Consider the following 19,121-nt stretch of genomic DNA (forward strand, 5'->3'; position numbering starts at 1 on the left):
TGCGATCTTTTGATCTTGTTTTTAAAGATCAAGATCAAAAGATCGCAGCCTGCGGCAGCTCCTACAGAGGGCTTTGCGCATTCTGAAATAGCCCCGCGTGGGTGAAACGAACGGATGATGGGGATCGTCCCGCCCACGTCAGGCTATTGATTGCTGCTATTTAGAACTTGGCTTCCGCATCCAGCTGCAGGGTGTTGGCATCTGCATCACGCTGGGTACGGCTGGCGAAGTCTGCCTTGGTCAGGAAGTACGTCGCGCCGACAGCGAAGTTCTTGTCGATGTCGTAACCGACCTTGAACTTGTGACCACGCGAACCTGTGGTGCCGTTGGCAAAGTCGGAGTCGGTGAAGGCGCCGACCACGGCGTTGCGCTGCACGTCACGATAGTTGTAGTCGAGGTTGAAACCAAAGACCTTCGACTTGGCGCCGAGCAGCCAGGCAGTGTCCTGATCGGTCACGGCGTCGTTGTTCTTCACGTACTGACCGTAGAACGACAGAGGCATTGGCAGACCGCCGATGTCGACCTGGCTGAAACCTTCGTACAGGCGGAACTCGTTGTTTGCCGAGTTGCCGTTGACCGCCAGGGCGCACGGCGTCGAAGTGCCGGTGCAGCGGCTGTCGTCGTCATTCTGATAAGCGTAGACACTGCCGCCCAAGGTCAGCTTCAGGTTGTCGGTGATATTGAAGCGGCTACCCAACTGGCCGGCGGTCAGGCGCAGGTCGTGACGGAACTGCACGCCGTCGCCATCGACGTTGTCCTTGAGGTTGTAGTTACCCAGGCTGCCGAACAGTTCGGCGCTGCTGCCCAACGGGTATTTGTAAGTAACGGCCAGGCCTTCAGGGTTGATGTCGCTATCCCAGATCACGTCGCCCATGCTCACCCACGGTTGCAGCATCTTGCCGCCGATCACGTGCAGGTTCTTGATTTGATCGGGGTGGTAATCGATGTAGCCCAGATCCAGCCAGATCTGCTTCTTGTCGAAGTAGTTGTCCTGATCCTGGTTGGTCGAACGCGCATCGTCGCCGCCGCCGGTGGCGATACGGATGCCGGTGTCCACTTGCGGATTGATCTCGGTGTAGGCACCCAGACGGGCACGGATGCGCTGACGATCCTTGTCGCGACCGCCGTTGTTCGGTTCGCCATCGATTTTGATGGTTTCCTGACGGATACGCACGTCACCCTTGAACTGAGTTTTTGCTGCCCAGGCCAGTTTCTGGTCGAAAGCGCTTTGTTCGTTGGTCTTCTTCGCGACAGCCGCGACTTGTTCGTTGGTCTCTTGCTGCGCCTGCTGCGCGATTTGCTGAGCCTTCTGATCCTTGGCCAGTTCAGTTTGCAGTTCAATGTACTGCGCCTGGGAAATCGAACCGTTAGCCTTGAGCATGTCGAGCAGTTTGGCGTCGACTGCAGCACTGGCCGGAACGCTCATGGCCAGCAACAAGCCACCGCACAGGGCCGCCGCAGTTTTCGTGGAAGCAAGACGCATAGCAATCTCCGAAGATGAGAGGGATGGCTTAACCATCCTGGGCACAACCGACAATCGAGGTCGGAAAACAGTGTCCGGGTTAGAACCCGGCGCTCTAAAAACAGGCGCCAGTATCGCGATGGTTTATGACAGAGCGGTGGCACAGTGATGGCAGGTTGATGACGATGTGCGTTCGTCGCGAACTATTGAGCTAGAGCGCTGTCGGCCGATTGCGAGTGTGTAATGCAACGCAATCGGCGATACTCGCCGGGCGCTGGAGTCCTGTTGTGGAGAGCTTGTTGATGCCGTTGCAACGCCTGCAAAACCTGTCAGAAATTGCCCCGCATGCCTGGGACGCACTGGTGCCGGACAATCAGCCGTTTCTGCGCCATGCGTTTCTCAGTGCATTGGAAGACAGCGGCAGCGTCGGCCCCCACTCCGGTTGGCAGCCGGAGCATTTGCTGCACATCGAAGACGATCGGCTGGTCGCGGCGCTGCCCGGTTATCGCAAGTGGCATTCCTACGGCGAGTATGTGTTCGATCATGGCTGGGCCGATGCCTGTGCACGCGCCGGGATCGATTACTACCCCAAGCTGTTGACGGCGGTGCCGTTCAGTCCGGTCAGTGGGCCGAGGCTGCTGGCCGCCAGGGTCGAGGACGGTTTCGAGCTGCTCAAGAGCCTGCCCGGTTACCTGGAAATAGAAGAGCTTTCCAGTGCCCACATCAATTTCACCGATGCGTTCACCGACGCTGCCATGGCCGAACAGCCGGGCTGGTTGCAGCGCATTGGCTGTCAGTATCACTGGCAGAATCGCGGCTATCGCGACTTTCAGGACTTTCTCGACGTACTCGCTTCGCGCAAGCGCAAACAGATGCGCAAGGAACGCGAGCAAGTGGCGGGGCAGGGCTTCGAATTTGAATGGCTGGAAGGACGAGAACTGGACGAGGCGCAGTGGGATTTCGTCTACGCCTGCTACGCCAATACCTACGCGGTGCGCCGGCAAACACCGTATCTGACCCGGGAGTTTTTCAGTCTGTTGGCCGAGCGCATGCCCGAAGCGATTCGCGTGGTGCTGGCCAAACAGGGCTCACGGCCGGTGGCCATGGCGTTCAGTCTGGTGGGGGGCGACAGTTTTTACGGACGTTATTGGGGCTGTCTGGCCGAGTTTGATCGGCTGCACTTCGAAACCTGTTTTTATCAGGGCATGGACTACGCGATTGCCCAGGGTTATCAGCGTTTCGATGCCGGTGCTCAGGGCGAGCACAAGCTGATTCGTGGCTTCGAACCGGTGATCACGCATTCATGGCATTACCTGCGCCATCCGGGACTTAAGGCGGCGGTCAAAGATTTCCTGCAGCAGGAACGCGCCGGTATTCTGGCCTATGCCGAAGAAGCGCGAGCCGCTTTGCCCTACCGCCAAACCTGAATCCCTTGTAGGAGTGAGCCTGCTCGCGATAGCGGGGTGTCGGTCAACATTGATGGGGCTGACAGACCGCTATCGCGAGCAGGCTCACTCCTACAGGTTTTGTGCTGATCGGGTATATCAATCGATCCCGACAAACCCTCCGGTCTGATGCGCCCACAAGCGGGCATACAACCCACGGTGAGCCAGCAGTTCAGCATGGGTGCCGCTCTCGGCGATCTTGCCGTTTTCCAGCACCACCAAGCGATCCATCCGGGCGATGGTCGAGAGGCGGTGGGCAATCGCGATCACGGTTTTGCCCTGCATCAGGGTTTCCAGGCTTTCCTGAATCGCCGCTTCAACTTCCGAGTCGAGTGCCGAGGTCGCTTCGTCCATGATCAGGATCGGCGCGTCCTTGAGCAGCACTCGGGCAATCGCGATGCGCTGACGCTGGCCACCCGATAGCTTCACACCGCGCTCGCCGACATGGGCGTCGAAACCGGTACGGCCTTCTGCGTCGGATAACAACGGAATGAACTCGTCAGCGCGGGCCTTGTGCACCGCATCCCAGAGATCGGCGTCGGTTGCATCAGGTTTGCCGTACAACAAGTTGTCGCGGATCGAACGGTGCAGCAGCGAGGTGTCCTGGGTAATCATGCCGATACGTGCGCGCAGACTTTCCTGGCCGACTTCGGCGATGTTCTGCCCGTCGATCAGAATGCGCCCACCCTCGACGTCATACAGACGCAGCAGCAGATTGACCAAGGTCGATTTGCCGGCGCCGGACGGGCCGATCAGGCCGATTTTTTCACCCGGTTTGATGGTCAGGTTGAGGTCGCCGATGATCCCGCGCTTCTTGCCGTAGTGAAAATCCACATGCTCGAAACGCACTTCGCCATTGGCCACGGCCAGTGGTTTGGCCTGCTCCTGATCGGTCACGCTGACCGGTTGCGAGATGGTGCGCAAACCGTCCTGGACCATACCGATGTTTTCGAAGATGCCAGTGACCACCCACATGATCCAGCCGGACATGTTGACGATGCGGATCACAAGCCCCGTCGCCAGGGCAATGGCACCGACGGTGATCAACGATTGCGTCCACAACCACAGCGCCAGAGCGGTGGTGCCGACGATCAGCAGGCCGTTCATGGTGGTAATCGCCACGTCCATGCTGGTGACTACGCGGCCGGCCATTTGCGCCTTGACGGTTTGTTCTTCGATGGCTTCCTTGGCGTAATGCTGTTCGAAGTTGGTGTGGGCAAACAGCTTCAGTGTGGCGATGTTGGTGTAGCCGTCGACGATCCGCCCCATCAGTTTCGAGCGCGCGTCGGAGGCTTCCACCGAGCGCTCTTTCACCCGGGGCACGAAGTAGTAGAGCGCGCCGATGTAGCCGACGATCCACACCAGCAGCGGGATCATCAGGCGCCAGTCGGCTTCGGCGAACAGCACCAGCGCACTGATCGCATAGATCACCACATGCCACAACGCATCGACGGCTTGCACCGCTGAATCACGCAGCGAGTTGCCGGTCTGCATGATGCGCTGGGCGATGCGCCCGGCGAAGTCGTTCTGAAAGAAGTTGAGGCTCTGCTTGAGCACATAACTGTGATTCTGCCAGCGGATCATGCTGGTCATGCCGGGGCTCAGGGTCTGGTGCACCAGCAGGTCGTGCAGACCAAAGAAAATCGGCCGCAGGACCAGCGCAACCACCACCATCCACGTCAGTTCGAGGGCGTGGTCGCTGAAGAAATTCGGGTTGGGTGTGCCCTGGGCCAGGTCGATGATGCGGCTCAGGTAACTGAACAGCGCCACTTCGATCAGCGCGGCAAACAGGCCAACGACCAGCAGGGCCGCGAAACTCGGCCAGACCTGCTTCAGGTAGTAGGTATAGAAGGGCCAGACACGATCTGGAGGGGCCGCCGTCGGGGCGTCGCGGAATATGTCGATCAGTTGTTCGAAACGGCGATAGAGCATCAGATAACCGCCCGGATACGGGCTCTCCTTTTATCAGTGTGAGCGGCGTGGCCCGAGGCCGCCGCCGCTCGAAATGCCCCGCGAAACTTAGTCGATGCGCTTGGCCGACTTGATGATCACAGGGTCGACAGGCACGTTCTGCATGCCGCCTTTGGTGGTGGTTTGCGAATTGACGATGATGTCGACCACGTCCATGCCCTTGACCACTTTGGCGAATACCGCGTAACCGGCATCACGGCCCGGGTCGAGGAAAGCGTTGTCAGCCACGTTGATGAAGAACTGGCTGGTGGCCGAATCCGGGTTGGAGGTGCGGGCCATCGACAAGGTGCCACGAACGTTGTGCAGGCCGTTGCTGGCTTCGTTCTTGATCGGTGCCTTGGTGTCTTTCTGCTGCATTTGCTGGGTGAAACCGCCGCCCTGAGCCATGAAGCCCGGGATCACACGGTGAAAAATCGTGTTGGTGTAGAAGCCGCTGTCGACGTACTCAAGGAAATTCTTGGTACTGATCGGCGCCTTGACCGGGTCCAGTTCGATTTCGATCTGGCCGTTGGTGGTGTCCAGCAGCACGTGCGGCGCTTTGGCCGGGGTGGCAGCCATCAGGTTGGCGGCAAACAGCACGGTACCGGCGGCGAGGGCGATTTTTTTCAGCATGGGTCAGTGATCCTGAGGATGAATATCGGCTGCGGCGAGAAACTCCAGCAGCGTTTGATTGAAGCGTTCGGGTTGATCGAGCGGGGTGGCGTGGCGCGAATCGGCGATCACCACCAGCCGCGCATCGGGCAGCAGTTTTACATAGGTTTCTTTCAGCGTAACGGGTGTGTAGTCACGGTCGGCGCTGACGATGAGCGTTGGACAGGTCACCCGGGAAAGTCGTTCCTGAACGCCCCAGCCAACAATTGCATCGAAGCTGGCGAGATAAGCACGTTTGTCGTTTTTTGCCCAGCGTTCGGCCATTTTCTGCCGCAGATCGGCCTGTTCCGGCTTGGGGAAAAGTTTGCTGCCCAATGCCTTGCCGATGGTTGCCAGGCTGAGCACGCGCATCAGGCTCCAGCGTTTGAACCACTGCCAGTAGTCGTCGCGCGAACGCAGTTTGACCTCGGGCGCGCTGTTGACGATGGTCAGGCTCTTGAGCAGTTGCGGCTGATCGACGCCCAGCTGGAAACCGATCATGCCGCCCATGGACAGGCCAATGTAGTGCACCGGGCCGAGGTTCAAGTGCTCGATCAGTGCGACCAGATCGGCGCTGAATCCGGCGATGCTGTAGCGCTCGCGGGGTTTGTCCGAGCGTCCGTGGCCGCGGATGTCCGGGACGATCACCCGGTAGTGCGCGGCCAGTGCGGGAATCTGCATTTCCCAGTCCAGCGTGCTCGAGCCGAGCCCGTGGACCAGCAGCAACGGCGCGCCGTGGCCATATTCCTCGTAGTGCAGGTTGCAACCGTCGTGTTCGAAATACGCCATCGGTGAACTCCGTGTCAGGCTTGTTCAGGGGCGGCGAACGGTGCATCCAGCGGCAACGTGTCGAAGGTGCGCAGCAGTTCGATGAGGATTTGCGTCGCCGGGCCCAGCGGTTTGTCCTTGTTCGAGTACAGATAGAAACTCGGGTTGCGACTGCCACCCTGATCCAACGGTAGCAGCTTGAGCGAGCCTTCTTTCAATTCCCGTTCGATCATGTGCCGTGGCAACCAGGCAAATCCCAAACCGCTGCTGACGAAGGTCGCGGCGGTGGCGAGACTGCCGACGGTCCAGCGCTGTTCCGCGCCGAGCCAGCCGACATCCCGTGGTTGTTGGCGGCCGGAGTCGCGGATGACCACTTGCATCTGGGTTTCCAGGTCCTGGAAGCTCAGTTCGCGGTTCAAACGATGCAAAGGATGTTCCGGATGGGCGACGGCAACGAACTCGACATCGCTCAATTCTGCGCCGAGGTAACCGGGAATGCTGAACCCGGTGATAGCCAGGTCAGCCACGCCTTCAAGCAAGACTTCCTCCACGCCCGACAGCACTTCTTCGCGCAGGCGTACCCGGCAGCCACGGCTTTGTGGCATGAACGCGGTCAGTGCGCGGACGAGGCGAGCGCTGGGGTAAGCCGCATCGACGACCAAACGTACTTCGGCTTCCCAACCTTGCTCCATATGGTGGGCGAGGTCTTCCAGTTGGCTGGCCTGTTTCACCAGTTGTCGCGAGCGGCGCAGCAGGACGCCGCCGGCCTCGGTGAGCACTGCTTTACGCCCGTCGATGCGCAGCAACGGCACACCGAGTTGATCCTGCATGCGGGCGACGGTGTAGCTCACCGACGATTGCGAACGGTGCAGGGCCTCGGCGGCCTGGGCGAATCCGCCGTGGTCGACCACGGCCTGCAATGTTCGCCATTGATCAAGGGTCACGCGGGGCGCTTTCATCAATAGCTCCTCTTGTCCTAAGCTGGCTGTCCCTCATGGAGACTGCCGAATGAAAAAATTCTGTTGTGTGCTGCTGGCGCTGCTGCCGCTGACGGCGTTTGCGTATCCGATCGACGTGCAGAAAGACCTCAACGACATGAAGATCGACTACGAGACCTTCGACACCGATAACGACATCGGCTCGATCCGGGTGGCCAACTACGGCGATGTCAATGCGACCTGCAAAGCGGTGTTCAATAATGGTCCGGAAGCGCCACGCACCCGTACCATCGATGTGCCCGCCGGCAAACACAAGAACGCCACGGCCAAGTTCACCCGCGAGATCATCAAACTGCGCATCAAGCTGACCTGCACGCCGAAGTAAAAATTTTCCCCTGTAGGAGTGAGCCTGCTCGCGATTGCGGTGTTCCATAAAATGGATGCTGTCCGACACACCGCCATCGCGAGCAGGCTCACTCCTACAAAGGCATGCGTGAGCTTATAAACGAATTATTCGATGCTTTGCAGCAATTATTTGCGCTTTTTCATCGATACGATACTGATTAACCTTCACTCCATCGACCTACAACATTCTCGGATGGAGGCTACACAACATGTCCCGCGTTCTGATCATCGAAAGCAGCGCCCGCCAGCAAGACTCGGTTTCCCGTCAACTGACCCAGACCTTTATCAGTCAGTGGAAAGCGGCGCACCCAGACGATCAGATCACCGTCCGTGACGTCGCCGTAAACCCGGTTCCGCACCTCGATATCAACCTGTTGGGCGGCTGGATGAAGCCTGCCGAGCAGCGCAATGACAGCGAACAAGCATCGCTGGACCGCTCCAATGAATTGACCGACGAACTGCTCGCCGCTGATGTGTTGGTGATGGCGGCGCCGATGTACAACTTCGCGATCCCCAGCACCCTCAAGGCCTGGCTCGACCATGTGCTGCGTGCCGGCGTGACGTTCAAGTACACCGAAACCGGCCCGCAAGGCTTGCTCAGCGGCAAGCGTGCCTACGTGCTGACGGCTCGCGGCGGCATCTACGCTGGCGGCCCGGCCGACCACCAGGAACCTTACCTGCGTCAGGTAATGGGTTTCATCGGCATCCACGACGTGACCTTCATCCACGCTGAAGGCATGAACCTGGGCGGCGACTTCCAGGAGAAGGGCCTGAACCAGGCCAACGCCAGGCTTTCTCAGGTCGCTTGATATGTTAATCGCCAGATAATCACTGGATGTTCTAGTGCTCTGGCGCAACCCCTTCAAGGCTTTACGCGCATCGAACCTCCCTTTGCACTTGTTGCTCCTGAGTGCTGTAGCCCGATTGAACGCATTAGCGAGATCGGGCTTTTTTTTGCCCGGGATTTGAACCCCCCCCTGTATGAGCTGCCGCAGGCTGCGATCTTTTGATCTTGTTTTTTTACAATCAAAAGATCGCAGCCTGCGGCAGCTCCTACAGGGGATTTGTGTTGGTTCCAGAAAGTAAAACCCGCTATCGTCGCCGCCATTCAAAACAGGGGCGACCATGGGCTATCTACTTTTTGTCACGCTGATCCAGGCGTTTTCCTTCAGTCTGATCGGCGAATACCTGGCCGGGCATGTCGACAGTTACTTCGCGGTGCTGGTGCGTGTGGTGCTGGCCGGGCTGGTGTTCATCCCGCTGACTCGCTGGCGTTCGGTGGAGCCGGCGTTCATGCGCGGCATGCTGCTGATCGGCGCGTTACAGTTCGGCGTGACCTACGTCTGTCTGTATCTGAGTTTCCGTGTGCTGACGGTGCCGGAAGTGCTGCTGTTCACCATCCTCACGCCGCTGCACGTGACCCTGATCGAAGACGCGCTGAACCGGCGCTTCAACCCGTGGGCGCTGATCGCGGCACTGGTGGCGGTGGGCGGGGCAGCGGTGATTCGCTTCGACAGCATCAACCCGGACTTCTTCATGGGCTTCCTGCTGCTGCAACTGGCCAACTTCACCTATGCCGCCGGGCAAGTGTTGTACAAGCATCTGGTGGCCAAACACCCGAGCGATCTGCCGCACTACCGGCGCTTCGGTTTCTTCTACCTTGGTGCACTGGCGGTGGTGTTGCCGGCGTTTCTGTTGTTCGGCAAATCGAACTTCCTGCCGGAAGCGCCGCTGCAATGGGGTGTGCTGGTGTTCCTCGGTCTGGTCTCGACCGCGCTGGGGCTGTACTGGTGGAACAAGGGCGCGTGCATGGTCAATGGCGGTACATTGGCGGTGATGAACAACCTGCATGTGCCGGTGGGCTTGCTGCTGAATCTGCTGATCTGGAATCAGGATGAGGAACTGGGAAGGTTGTTCCTTGGCGGGAGTGTCATCCTTGCCGCTGTATGGATCAGCCGACTGGGTATCCGACGCACCGCATAACCCCTTGTAGGAGCTGCCGCAGACTGCGATCTTTTGATCTTGCTCTTAAAGATCGCAGCCTGCGGCAGCTCCTACAAGGGATCGGGGGTTACATGACGTGTTTTTCAGGCTCGGGGATGTGGCTCGCGCCCAACACCGCCGGCAATAACCCCGAGCGCAAATCCCCGCCACTCGGCTGCTGATACAGACTCAACCCAAACTCCGGCAGCACTGCCAGCAGGTAATCGAAAATATCCCCCTGAATCCGCTCGTAGTCCGCCCACACCGTGGTGCGGGTGAAGCAGTAGATTTCCAGCGGAATGCCCTGCGCCGTGGTCTGCATCTGGCGGACCATGCAGGTCATGTTCGGTTGAATTTCCGGGTGGCTCTTCAGATAAGCCAGCGCATAAGCGCGAAAGGTACCGATGTTGGTCATGCGCCGGCGATTCGCCGACATCGCCGCGACATTGCCCTGTGCCTCGTTCCACGCCTTGAGCTCGGCTTTCTTGCGGCCCATGTAGTCGGTCAGCAGATGCACCTGGGACAGCTTTGCTTCCTCATCATCGCGGATGAAGCGCACCCCGCTGGCGTCAATGAACAGACTGCGCTTGATCCGCCGGCCACCGGATTGCTGCATGCCGCGCCAGTTCTTGAACGACTCGGACATCAGACGCCAGGTCGGGATCGAGACGATGGTCTTGTCGAAGTTTTGCACCTTGACCGTGTGCAGGGTGATGTCGACCACGTCACCGTCGGCGCCGACTTGCGGCATTTCGATCCAGTCGCCGACCCGCAGCATGTCGTTGCTGGTCAGCTGCACGCTGGCGACAAACGACAGCAGCGTGTCCTTGTAGACCAACAGGATCACCGCCGACATTGCACCCAGACCCGACAGCAGCAAGAGCGGCGAACGATCGATCAGCGTGGCAACGATGATGATCGCGCCAAACACGTACAAGACCATTTTCGCCAGTTGCACGTAGCCTTTGATCGAGCGCGTGCGGGCATGTTCGGTGCGTGCGTAGATGTCGAGCAAGGCATTGAGCAGGGCGCTGATCGACAGCAGCAGGAAGAGGATGGTGAACGACAACGCGACGTTGCCGAGAAAGGTCATCGCGGTTTTGCTCAGCTCGGGCACCAGATGCAGGCCGAACTGGATCACCAGCGATGGCGTCATCTGCGCCAGTCGCTGAAAAACCTTGTTGTGGCGAAAGTCGTTGATCCAGTGCAGGGCGGGTTGGCGACCGAGCATGCGGCTGGCGTGCAGGATCAGATAACGCGCCACTCGTCCGAGCACCAGCGCAATCACCAGTAAAACCGTCAAGGCCAGACCGGCCTGCAAAAGAGGATGCTGTTCGAGGGTGCCCCAGAGGTCCTGGGCGTTGAGCCAGAGCTGTTTGAAATCCATGAGAGAAACGATTCTTCTGTAAGGCGCGATGGGCGATTAGAGCATTTAAGCCGCTGTGTATTACCGTAAGAGACAAATCGAGCAACAAAAAAGCCACTGATTCACGCCGTTTGTATAAAGAAACTCGGCCTGAGCGCTCGAAACCGGTAACCTATGCAGCTGTTTTTTTGCATATCTTCGAGGTAGCACCCGTGTTTTCCCAATTCGCCCTGCACGAACGCCTGCTAAAAGCTGTGGCCGAGCTGAAATTTGTCGAGCCAACGCCTGTGCAAGCCGCGGCCATTCCGCTGGCGCTCCAAGGGCGTGATTTGCGGGTGACTGCACAAACCGGTAGCGGCAAGACCGCCGCTTTTGTCCTGCCGATCCTCAATCGCCTGATCGGCCCGGCCAAGGTTCGCGTCAGCATCAAGACGCTGATCCTGCTGCCGACCCGCGAACTGGCCCAGCAGACCTTGAAGGAAGTTGAGCGCTTTGCGCAGTTCACTTTCATCAAGTCCGGCCTGATCACCGGTGGTGAAGACTTCAAGGTCCAGGCCGCCATGCTGCGCAAGGTGCCGGACATCCTGATCGGCACCCCGGGCCGGATGATCGAGCAACTGAACGCCGGCAACCTCGACTTGAAAGAAGTCGAAGTACTGGTGCTCGACGAAGCCGACCGCATGCTCGACATGGGTTTCTCCGAAGACGTGCAACGTCTGGTCGACGAATGCCCGAACCGTCAGCAGACCATGCTGTTCTCCGCCACCACCGGTGGTTCGGGCCTGCGCGAGATGATCGCCAAGGTGCTGAACAACCCTGAGCACTTGCAGCTCAACGCGGTCAGCCAGCTGAATTCGACCACCCGTCAGCAGGTGATCACCGCTGACCACAACCAGCACAAAGAACAGATTGTGAACTGGCTGCTGGCCAACGAGACCTACCAGAAAGCCATCGTCTTCACCAACACTCGCGCCATGGCTGACCGTATCTACGGCCGTCTCGTGGCTCAGGAATACAAAGCGTTCGTGCTGCACGGCGAGAAAGACCAGAAGGATCGCAAACTGGCGATCGACCGTCTGAAGCAGGGCGGCGTGAAGATTCTGGTGGCGACCGACGTTGCGGCCCGTGGTCTGGACGTTGATGGTCTGGACATGGTGATCAACTTCGACATGCCACGCAGCGGCGACGAATACGTGCACCGTATCGGTCGTACCGGCCGTGCCGGTAACGACGGCCTGGCGATCTCGCTGATCTGCCACGGCGACTGGAACCTGATGTCGAGCATTGAGCGCTACCTGAAGCAGAGCTTCGAGCGCCGCACCATCAAGGAAGTCAAAGGCACCTACGGCGGACCGAAAAAGGTCAAGGCCTCGGGCAAAGCCGTTGGCGTGAAGAAGAAAAAAACCGACGGCAAGGGCGACAAGAAGAAAACTGCCGCCAAGACGCCGACCAAGCGCAAGAGCGTCAACCGTCCCAAGCCAGACTCTCTGGTGAGCAGCGACGGCATGGCCCCGCTCAAGCGCCGCAAGCCAGCAGAGCCAGCGGCTGAGTAAGTCGTTTCAGGCGCATAAAAAACCCGGACAGTGTCCGGGTTTTTTTATGGCCGGGATTTGTCAGCTCCCGAGCAGACCGCTGGTGTCGGCATCAAAGCGTTGCTTTGCCTTGTCAGCGGCCGGTTTCAGCAACGCGAGCAGCGCGGCCTCGCTGTACAACCGGGTGACCGCCAGTTCCTTCGGCGTCGGCTCAATTGGAATCAACACATCTTCACCGTCCGCGTGCAGCCAGATCGCCACAACGTGCAGTGCCGAGACAAACAACAGTCGCGGTTCCACGGTTTTGCCCTGCAATTGCGGCGACTGCTCCGCCAGTTTCAACGCGCCGACGGCAGCGGCGGCGAGCGTCCCGTGGTTCAACGAGGCGAACTCGACGTGGCCGCGAACTTCGGCCAGTTGCGCATCGGCAATCGTCACGCCGTCGGCGAACACCAGGTAATGCCAGTCGCCCATCCGCGCGTCTTGCAGACCTTTGCCGTTGCTCAAATCCTCCAGTCTCAGCGAGTAACCGCGCCAGGCCTCACTGAGGCTGATCTTCGCAGGTGAGGCGTTGGTGAATTGGCGGTTGGCGCCAAAGCCTTGGGTTTGCAGGGCCGTTTGCAGCGCCGGACGCAAGGTCTGTACGCCGTTGGAAGGCGCCTTTGGATAAGTCAGTTGCATGATCTCGCCCTCTTAGTTTTTTACGGTGAAGTAAGTGTTGGTCCAGTTGCCGCCGCCGTTGTACGAACCGGGGAAGGCGTTCAGCGCGCGGGTCGAATAGCCGTAGATCGAGTCCGCGACCAGGACGTAGTTGCCGTTGGTGCCATAGATCGTCAGGAAGTGCGCGCCGCCGCCGTACCAGGCACAGCGCAGGCCGACCGGGCGGCCCATGTTGATCTGGTTCTGAATGGCCGACATCTGCAGCGAACCCTGATTCATGCCGTTATAACTGCGCGTGGTGCGCAGGGCGGTGTCCAGGTAGCCATAGACGTTGCACGGCCCCGGCTGATTGCAGCAGTTGCGGTTCAGTTCCGAACTGGCCACACCGCACTGGGTCCACGACCCGGTGCCGTAGTAGTTGCCGACTGAAGCGGAAACGGCCGCCCAGCACCAGTTGGTCTGGGTTTGCTTTTGCATCGTGAAGTTGAGGCTGCCAGCGGCGAGTGCGCGGTTCTGCGCCGCAGCTTCGACTTCAACCAGTTGCGGGTCGACCAAATGGCCGATAAGACACCTTGGCAGGGTCTCGCCGGTAAAACGGTTTGCTTCATTGGTTAACATTTTTCAATCCTCCATGAGTGAAAACAAGCGTCCAGCTTGTGAGTGTGCTGCGGTGTTGCTGAGCGATCGGTGTGTAAGGGTTGCCATGTTGGATGGCGCGTTCCGATCTCCTTGCTCAAGGTAACCTTAGTCTGGATATGCATTTGTGCAATAAAATAAATGCATTGATGCATTTTTAAGCTCAAAAGATCGCAGCCTTCGGCAGCTCCTACAGGTGAACCATCAATCCCATGTAGGAGCTGCCGAAGGCTGCGATCTTTTGGCGTTTAGCTGTCTGCTTTCTTCTCAGCCGAATTCAGCTCTTTCAAGCGCTGATCAATCAACTGGCACTTGTCCGGCAAATCCGCACTGGCCGTGCCCAGGTCCATCTTCTGCAATTCCGCGTTGATCTCTTTGGCCTTGGCTGGATTCTGTTCGGTGAGCCGGGTGACTTCCTTGGCCAGTTGTTCGCGTTTAGCGGTGGCTTCTTCCGGCGTGCAGGCCCAGACGGGCAGGGCGCAGGCGAGAGTGGCAGCGAGTGTGAGCTTGATCAGGGTTTTCATGGGAGCAGGCCTCAGTTCCGGTTAAGGCGGGTTAAACGGTTGAGGGCTTTGGCCGGTTAAAAGTTCAGTCTCGCTCCCATCAATCCTCCGCAGACTTTATGGGAGCGACACTTCCAATGGCGATGACACGGCATCAAAGACTAACTTGCGTGGCAGCTACTGGATTGGTTTCCACCTTCATAGCGATCATGATGCCGCACCCATTCCATGATCTCGTCCTCATTCCTGCCCTTGGGCGTAAGGTCGAGGTAGTTGTAGGCGCCGACCAACATGTCCAGTCCTCGGGCATACGTTGAGTAGGTGTGGAAAATCTCACCTTTATCATTACGATAAAACACACTCAGCCCCGGCATTTCCTCTTCGGCACTGTCGGTTTTTTCGTAGTTGTAAGTAGCCTTGCCAGCCGCAACATCTTCAGCGCGCGCGCAAACGCCGAAGTCATAGTTGAAGTCGCAACCTTCTGACGACACCCAGTCGAACTTCCAGCCCATCCGCCGTTTAAAGTCCTGAAATTCGTTGAACGGTGCATGGGAAACAGCCACCACGGCGAGGTCGTGATGGGCCAGATGCTGATTGGCGCCATCGATGTGGTCGCTCAAAAACGAGCAACCCTGACAACCTTCCTCCCAGTCTTTGGCGAACATGAAGTGGTACACCACTAATTGGCTGTTTTTGCCGAAAAGGTCGGCGAGTTTCATTTCGCCGCTGGGGCCCTGGAAGTGGTAATCCTTGTCGATTTTCATCCAAGGCAATGCTCGGCGTTCAGCGCTGAGGCGGTCGCGTTCCTTGGTGAACGCTTTTTCATGAGCCAGGTGCTGCTTACGAGCGGCAAGCCATTCTTCGTGCGATACCACTGGATGATTCTCAACGTTCATGATGATTTCTCCTGCGGGGTTGAAACCGTCTGTTTCAGACTAGTCGTTTAACCCGCCGGGAATTCGACAGACCGCCGGTCGGTCGCCGCGCAAAATGAGGCTGAACGGCTGCAGCGCGCCTGGGTCACAACCTATGAACGCGCCCAAAATCACGCGCACCGGAGGTTGAATCAGGATGACGACTTATAACTGGGATTTGATTGAGCGATTGCTGCATGAAGTGCAGAACAGTGCTGGCGAAAGCTTCGCCCCTCGAAAATACGCTGAGGATTACGCGGCGGCGAAGGCCAGTGCCGGCGAGCCGATCGAGAATCTGGATCACTTGAAAACGCTGGCTTGCGAGTATGAAGGTTTGTTGCTTGATCGTGGATACATCGAGCCGCGTTCCGATGATGAGGGCAGCACAGGTAACAATTTCAAGCTGACCCCGCGTGGGGCGAGCCTGTTGAGCCTGATCGACAGCAGCATTCCAGGCAATGATCATCCGCGCGAAGTACTGGACGATCAGGAAGATGCGCTGGATGAAGTGACATTTGATGAAGTGGCATCCAAAGCACAGATCGCCTAAAAGCAAAAGATCGCAGCCTTCGGCAGCTCCTACACAAAACCATGTAGGAGCTGCCGAAGGCTGCGATCTTTTGATCTTCTAACCCTGTTTTGCAGCCTTCAAACACTTCAGATCATTGAAGTCTTTACGCACTCCCTCGATCTTCTTCAGCAATCGCTCCCGCTGCTGCGGCGTACTCTCAGCCATCAGATCGACCGCCAGCGCTCGTCCTTGTGTCTCGGTGTTGGCGTAGGCCTTGCGGTAATCCGCGGTCCATAAACTCTCGCGATTGATCAGAAGGGTCTCGATGCGTTGTGGGAATTCGGGACTTTTACGCTGCGCAACCGCCGCGCTGAACTGCTTCTGCCAGTGCTCACGATTGGCAATCCATTGGGTGTTCTGATCGCCCAGGTCGTTGGACCAAGTCGCCACTCTCTGTTTTTGCGTCGGGCTTAGCGGGCCGAGCCAGTCGTTCAGGCGTTTCTCCATGCGCTCGCCACGTTCCTTGATCTGCTCGGCCAGTGGCGGTTTGACGTAATCCTGCTGGCGTTTGCGCAGATCCTTGGCAAACGCGTCGTTCATCTCCGCTACCTGCTTATCGTCCAGGCCTTGCAGAAGTTCGATGGCTGATGGGGTGATCTCCCGCGCAGTTTCGGCAATGGCTTTCTTTGCTTCCACGGTGCGCGCCTGAAGCGCTTCGTCAGTGACCTGATTAGTTTCGACCATCGTTTGCAAACGATCCAGCCAGTCGAGATAGCCCGGCAATTGCGTGGTGCAGTGCCAGCTCAGGTGTTCCTGGAGGCGCTCGTTGAACCAGCCTTTTTGCTCGCCGTTCATGTCCAGGTAGTCGCCGAGCGTCCACGGGATGATCACGTCGAGATTGCGATACGCCAGGCCGACGCGGCTGCAGGCGCCAAGGGCAAGGGTGCAAATCAGCAGGGCAGCGATGTGTTTGAACCAGCGAGACATGGGCGAATCCTTGCGATGGCTAGCCGTAGGGTCTGATTCTCATGTGAACGTAGAATGAACCCGGCAGTTCAGCCAATCAATAGAACGCGCGTGCAGCCTTGAGTGTGACGAGGCCATCGCACTCGCTGTTGTGCCCGGAATAGGCCGAGCAATCGCTGCCGCTGAGGCTGGAGTTGCTGTAGATCAGGTCGAGGTCGACGCCCATGAAGGGCCGGGACAATTTCACCGACCAGTCAGTAAAACTGCTGACGTAACCACCGTCTACCGCGACCGGCGAATTCAACTGGTGGGTGGTGTATTTCATGCTGACACCAATGCCGAACGGCTGATTACCGCTGAGGTCGGCGAACAGCGTGTTGTTCTGTTTATCCGGGTCGTTGCTCAAGGCAATGCCGAATCGGCTGCCGAGCAGGGTCAGGCCGCCGAATAATTCCTGGCTGTCGAGGGTGTCCACTTTGGGATAGCTGTAGTGGATCATCCCCACTTCGTAGCCGAGGGTTTCGTCGAAAGGTTGTTTAAAGCCGACGTAGGAATCGATTTCGAGGTTCTTGCCCGGCGTGATGCCCATGCTCGGTGCGTATTGGCCGATATAGATGCCACTGTCGTGACTAAGGTCGAGTCCGCCATGAAACGAGCCAGTGGACGCCGGTTTGACTAGTCCTTGCGCCATGCTGCGAGAGGGAGTGGTGCCCAGCTTGAGGTCGAAGTCGCCGAGCTCGCGCTGGAAAATCTGCGCGTGCACAGGCGGGCAAGCCAGCAGGGCTACAAGCAATAAACGGGAATTTTTACGCATGCGTCACTCCATGAACAGCGAGCGCAGGGCTGCGGACCTGCTGAAACGCTTGATCTAGACGTGTGCAAGGATACCGACGAATGATCGGCATTGATGGCCGTTCGTCGATTGTCAAAAATTAGATGAGTTTTTGTTTAAAGCGAAGGGGGGGATTGCGCGGTGCCAGTCCAGACGCTTCGAAGCTCAAAGCGCCTAGGGACGGGTGTATTACCGGGGATTACTTCTTGCCCAGGCTGATCTGCTTGGACGGACCGAACGTCTGGCCGCTGACGCCTTTGGCAATTTGCTGGATCTCGCCGCCGGACTTGAGGAACAAAGCGATCTGATCGTTGATCGATTCGCTTGTTTCAACGGCTGGGGCTGGCTTTGCTTTGCTGGTGGATGCTTTTACACGCATGGCGGCCATTAACCTGTAGAAGAGTAACTCGGCCAGGCATCGTACAGTAATTGCTTGACAATAGCTCGGTAAATATCCCCCGGAATAACCAACCGCCAAGGTGGATTATTCTCGGTTAAATATTCGAAATAATTCGCTAACCTGCTGTTTTAGTTAAAAACATCTATGCATTGCGGCGCTGTGGCGGCCTTGCGCTGGGCACCGAATCAGTCTGACGAGTGGCACCGCGCGCGTGCCCGACCAAGGAGAATCAAGGCGTTGCGCAGATTTTCCCGGCCTCGCCGTTTTGCCGGCGAACGTTCCCGGTAAAACCGGGTAGAATGCCGCCCACGCAATGAGGGTTCTGGAAAATGGCTTTAGTCGGGCGCTACAACAGTTTGCAAGTGGTTAAACACACTAACTTCGGTTTATATCTGGACGGCGGTGCCGACGGCGAAATTCTTTTGCCTAACCGTTATATCCCTAAAGATATTCCCAGCGAAGATGAAGACTGGCTCAACGTATTTGTTTATCTGGATAGCGAGGACAAACTTCTCGCTACCACTGAAAAACCGAAAGTTCAGGTCGGTGAATTCGCCAGTTTGAAAGTTGTTGAAGTCAACAGTATCGGCGTGTTCCTCGATTGGGGCTTGCCGAAGGATCTGTTGCTGCCGTATTCCGAAGAGAAGCGTCAGATGACTGCCGGCGAATATTGCGTGGTGCATGTCTACCTCGACAAACACACCCGTCGCATCACCGCCACTGCGCGACTGGATCGCTACCTCGACAAAACCCCGGCCAGCTACAGCCCGGGTCAGGAAGTTGATCTGCTGGTTGCCGAAGCTACCGATATGGGCTTCAAGGCAATCATCAACAACAAACACTGGGGTTTGATTCACAAGAACGAAATCTTCAAGTTCATGCGCGCCGGCATGAGCGAAAAAGGCTTCATCAAGGAAGTGCGCGCCGACGGCAAGATCAGCCTGAGCCTGCAACCGGTTGGCCAGGAAGCGGCGAGCAGCCTGAACTCGAAGATTCTGGCCAAGTTGCGCGAAAATGACGGCACCTTGCCGGTCAGCGACAAGAGCGATCCGGCATTGATCAGCAGCCTGTTCGGTGTCAGCAAGGGTAACTTCAAGAAGGCCATCGGTTCGCTGTACAAGGAAGGCAAGATCGTCATTCATGCGGATCGTATTGAACTAAGCTGACCGCGCACCAGCCCCATGTAGGAGCTGCCGAAG

20 protein-coding genes are annotated in these 19,121 nt (G+C 57.9%); 7 read left to right on the forward strand and 13 right to left on the reverse strand.

The window, feature by feature from the left end:
• Positions 1-160 precede the first annotated feature (160 nt).
• Positions 161-1,483: a putative porin gene (locus tag ACA061_RS06850; protein ID WP_150603008.1), complete on the reverse strand. Its 1,323-nt coding sequence runs from the start codon at positions 1,481-1,483 to the stop codon at positions 161-163.
• A 281-nt stretch (positions 1,484-1,764) separates the two neighbouring features.
• Between ACA061_RS06850 and ACA061_RS06855 the strand changes: the two genes are divergently transcribed.
• Positions 1,765-2,889: a GNAT family N-acetyltransferase gene (locus tag ACA061_RS06855; RefSeq protein ID WP_210553741.1), complete on the forward strand. Its 1,125-nt coding sequence runs from the start codon at positions 1,765-1,767 to the stop codon at positions 2,887-2,889.
• A gap of 117 nt (positions 2,890-3,006) precedes the next feature.
• On the opposite strand, the gene ACA061_RS06860 is transcribed toward ACA061_RS06855, so the two are convergent.
• The 4 genes from ACA061_RS06860 to ACA061_RS06875 all read right to left on the reverse strand — a co-directional run bounded on the left by ACA061_RS06860 (position 3,007) and on the right by ACA061_RS06875 (position 7,235).
• Positions 3,007-4,839 (reverse strand): ABC transporter ATP-binding protein, encoded by a 1,833-nt coding sequence (locus tag ACA061_RS06860; RefSeq protein ID WP_150603006.1) that lies wholly within the window; start codon positions 4,837-4,839, stop codon positions 3,007-3,009.
• An 87-nt stretch (positions 4,840-4,926) separates the two neighbouring features.
• The gene (locus tag ACA061_RS06865) at positions 4,927-5,490 is read right to left on the reverse strand and encodes a peptidylprolyl isomerase (RefSeq protein WP_042558122.1); all 564 of its coding nucleotides are present in this window, start codon (positions 5,488-5,490) and stop codon (positions 4,927-4,929) included.
• Between the two features lie 3 nt (positions 5,491-5,493).
• Positions 5,494-6,297: an alpha/beta fold hydrolase gene (locus ACA061_RS06870; RefSeq protein WP_210700887.1), complete on the reverse strand. Its 804-nt coding sequence runs from the start codon at positions 6,295-6,297 to the stop codon at positions 5,494-5,496.
• A 14-nt stretch (positions 6,298-6,311) separates the two neighbouring features.
• The gene (locus tag ACA061_RS06875) at positions 6,312-7,235 is read right to left on the reverse strand and encodes a PA3225 family LysR-type transcriptional regulator (protein WP_150594336.1); all 924 of its coding nucleotides are present in this window, start codon (positions 7,233-7,235) and stop codon (positions 6,312-6,314) included.
• A 49-nt stretch (positions 7,236-7,284) separates the two neighbouring features.
• Here ACA061_RS06875 and ACA061_RS06880 point away from each other — a divergent pair, with 49 nt between their 5' ends.
• The 3 genes from ACA061_RS06880 (at position 7,285) to ACA061_RS06890 (ending at position 9,602) form a co-directional block, all read left to right on the forward strand.
• On the forward strand, positions 7,285-7,599 hold the full coding sequence (locus tag ACA061_RS06880; protein ID WP_497300934.1) for a 3-phosphoglycerate kinase: 315 nt from the start codon (positions 7,285-7,287) through the stop codon (positions 7,597-7,599).
• A 229-nt stretch (positions 7,600-7,828) separates the two neighbouring features.
• Positions 7,829-8,428, forward strand: coding sequence for an FMN-dependent NADH-azoreductase (locus tag ACA061_RS06885; RefSeq protein WP_210553738.1), 600 nt, complete (start codon positions 7,829-7,831; stop codon positions 8,426-8,428).
• Between the two features lie 316 nt (positions 8,429-8,744).
• On the forward strand, positions 8,745-9,602 hold the full coding sequence (locus tag ACA061_RS06890) for a carboxylate/amino acid/amine transporter (RefSeq protein ID WP_210700886.1): 858 nt from the start codon (positions 8,745-8,747) through the stop codon (positions 9,600-9,602).
• 88 nt (positions 9,603-9,690) lie between these two features.
• Here the strand turns inward: ACA061_RS06890 and ACA061_RS06895 are convergent, their stop codons facing one another.
• Entirely contained in the window at positions 9,691-10,989 is a 1,299-nt protein-coding gene (locus ACA061_RS06895; RefSeq protein WP_210553737.1) for a mechanosensitive ion channel family protein, read from the reverse strand.
• Between the two features lie 191 nt (positions 10,990-11,180).
• Between ACA061_RS06895 and ACA061_RS06900 the strand changes: the two genes are divergently transcribed.
• Positions 11,181-12,521: a DEAD/DEAH box helicase gene (locus ACA061_RS06900; protein ID WP_150603001.1), complete on the forward strand. Its 1,341-nt coding sequence runs from the start codon at positions 11,181-11,183 to the stop codon at positions 12,519-12,521.
• 60 nt (positions 12,522-12,581) lie between these two features.
• Here the strand turns inward: ACA061_RS06900 and ACA061_RS06905 are convergent, their stop codons facing one another.
• From ACA061_RS06905 to ACA061_RS06920, 4 genes are all read right to left on the reverse strand, one after another.
• Complete coding sequence (locus tag ACA061_RS06905) at positions 12,582-13,181, reverse strand: hypothetical protein (RefSeq protein WP_497300937.1); 600 nt, start codon at positions 13,179-13,181, stop codon at positions 12,582-12,584.
• A 12-nt stretch (positions 13,182-13,193) separates the two neighbouring features.
• Complete coding sequence (locus ACA061_RS06910; RefSeq protein ID WP_150617692.1) at positions 13,194-13,778, reverse strand: papain-like cysteine protease family protein; 585 nt, start codon at positions 13,776-13,778, stop codon at positions 13,194-13,196.
• A gap of 266 nt (positions 13,779-14,044) precedes the next feature.
• Positions 14,045-14,320: a hypothetical protein gene (locus ACA061_RS06915; RefSeq protein ID WP_042558132.1), complete on the reverse strand. Its 276-nt coding sequence runs from the start codon at positions 14,318-14,320 to the stop codon at positions 14,045-14,047.
• A 140-nt stretch (positions 14,321-14,460) separates the two neighbouring features.
• The gene (locus ACA061_RS06920) at positions 14,461-15,195 is read right to left on the reverse strand and encodes a DUF899 domain-containing protein (RefSeq protein WP_210553734.1); all 735 of its coding nucleotides are present in this window, start codon (positions 15,193-15,195) and stop codon (positions 14,461-14,463) included.
• Between the two features lie 175 nt (positions 15,196-15,370).
• Here ACA061_RS06920 and ACA061_RS06925 point away from each other — a divergent pair, with 175 nt between their 5' ends.
• A complete protein-coding gene (locus ACA061_RS06925; RefSeq protein ID WP_150602997.1) occupies positions 15,371-15,763 on the forward strand; it encodes a transcriptional regulator in 393 nt (130 codons plus the stop codon).
• A gap of 78 nt (positions 15,764-15,841) precedes the next feature.
• Here the strand turns inward: ACA061_RS06925 and ACA061_RS06930 are convergent, their stop codons facing one another.
• The 3 genes from ACA061_RS06930 to ACA061_RS06940 form a co-directional block, all read right to left on the reverse strand.
• The gene (locus ACA061_RS06930; RefSeq protein WP_210553733.1) at positions 15,842-16,711 is read right to left on the reverse strand and encodes a DUF6279 family lipoprotein; all 870 of its coding nucleotides are present in this window, start codon (positions 16,709-16,711) and stop codon (positions 15,842-15,844) included.
• A gap of 76 nt (positions 16,712-16,787) precedes the next feature.
• Positions 16,788-17,504 (reverse strand): TorF family putative porin, encoded by a 717-nt coding sequence (locus tag ACA061_RS06935; protein WP_210700881.1) that lies wholly within the window; start codon positions 17,502-17,504, stop codon positions 16,788-16,790.
• A gap of 217 nt (positions 17,505-17,721) precedes the next feature.
• A complete protein-coding gene (locus ACA061_RS06940) occupies positions 17,722-17,910 on the reverse strand; it encodes a PFL_1563 family small protein (RefSeq protein WP_181818528.1) in 189 nt (62 codons plus the stop codon).
• A 341-nt stretch (positions 17,911-18,251) separates the two neighbouring features.
• Between ACA061_RS06940 and ACA061_RS06945 the strand changes: the two genes are divergently transcribed.
• A complete protein-coding gene (locus tag ACA061_RS06945; protein WP_150602994.1) occupies positions 18,252-19,088 on the forward strand; it encodes a CvfB family protein in 837 nt (278 codons plus the stop codon).
• The last annotated feature ends 33 nt before the right edge of the window (positions 19,089-19,121 follow it).

The sequence above is a fragment of the Pseudomonas sp. LBUM1668 genome, assembly GCF_059695715.1.

Excerpts from the sequence above, each read along its gene's own strand:
- ACA061_RS06880 (WP_497300934.1), top strand. The coding sequence starts at position 7,285 with ATGAAAAAATTCTGTTGTGTGCTGCTGGCGCTGCTGCCGCTGACGGCG.
- ACA061_RS06925 (WP_150602997.1), top strand. The coding sequence starts at position 15,371 with ATGACGACTTATAACTGGGATTTGATTGAGCGATTGCTGCATGAAGTG.
- ACA061_RS06875 (WP_150594336.1), bottom strand. The coding sequence starts at position 7,235 with ATGAAAGCGCCCCGCGTGACCCTTGATCAATGGCGAACATTGCAGGCC.
- ACA061_RS06915 (WP_042558132.1), bottom strand. The coding sequence starts at position 14,320 with ATGAAAACCCTGATCAAGCTCACACTCGCTGCCACTCTCGCCTGCGCC.
- ACA061_RS06855 (WP_210553741.1), top strand. The coding sequence starts at position 1,765 with ATGCCGTTGCAACGCCTGCAAAACCTGTCAGAAATTGCCCCGCATGCC.
- ACA061_RS06870 (WP_210700887.1), bottom strand. The coding sequence starts at position 6,297 with ATGGCGTATTTCGAACACGACGGTTGCAACCTGCACTACGAGGAATAT.
- ACA061_RS06895 (WP_210553737.1), bottom strand. The coding sequence starts at position 10,989 with ATGGATTTCAAACAGCTCTGGCTCAACGCCCAGGACCTCTGGGGCACC.
- ACA061_RS06890 (WP_210700886.1), top strand. The coding sequence starts at position 8,745 with ATGGGCTATCTACTTTTTGTCACGCTGATCCAGGCGTTTTCCTTCAGT.
- ACA061_RS06910 (WP_150617692.1), bottom strand. The coding sequence starts at position 13,778 with ATGTTAACCAATGAAGCAAACCGTTTTACCGGCGAGACCCTGCCAAGG.
- ACA061_RS06920 (WP_210553734.1), bottom strand. The coding sequence starts at position 15,195 with ATGAACGTTGAGAATCATCCAGTGGTATCGCACGAAGAATGGCTTGCC.
- ACA061_RS06905 (WP_497300937.1), bottom strand. The coding sequence starts at position 13,181 with ATGCAACTGACTTATCCAAAGGCGCCTTCCAACGGCGTACAGACCTTG.
- ACA061_RS06850 (WP_150603008.1), bottom strand. The coding sequence starts at position 1,483 with ATGCGTCTTGCTTCCACGAAAACTGCGGCGGCCCTGTGCGGTGGCTTG.
- ACA061_RS06945 (WP_150602994.1), top strand. The coding sequence starts at position 18,252 with ATGGCTTTAGTCGGGCGCTACAACAGTTTGCAAGTGGTTAAACACACT.
- ACA061_RS06860 (WP_150603006.1), bottom strand. The coding sequence starts at position 4,839 with ATGCTCTATCGCCGTTTCGAACAACTGATCGACATATTCCGCGACGCC.
- ACA061_RS06930 (WP_210553733.1), bottom strand. The coding sequence starts at position 16,711 with ATGTCTCGCTGGTTCAAACACATCGCTGCCCTGCTGATTTGCACCCTT.
- ACA061_RS06940 (WP_181818528.1), bottom strand. The coding sequence starts at position 17,910 with ATGGCCGCCATGCGTGTAAAAGCATCCACCAGCAAAGCAAAGCCAGCC.
- ACA061_RS06865 (WP_042558122.1), bottom strand. The coding sequence starts at position 5,490 with ATGCTGAAAAAAATCGCCCTCGCCGCCGGTACCGTGCTGTTTGCCGCC.
- ACA061_RS06935 (WP_210700881.1), bottom strand. The coding sequence starts at position 17,504 with ATGCGTAAAAATTCCCGTTTATTGCTTGTAGCCCTGCTGGCTTGCCCG.
- ACA061_RS06885 (WP_210553738.1), top strand. The coding sequence starts at position 7,829 with ATGTCCCGCGTTCTGATCATCGAAAGCAGCGCCCGCCAGCAAGACTCG.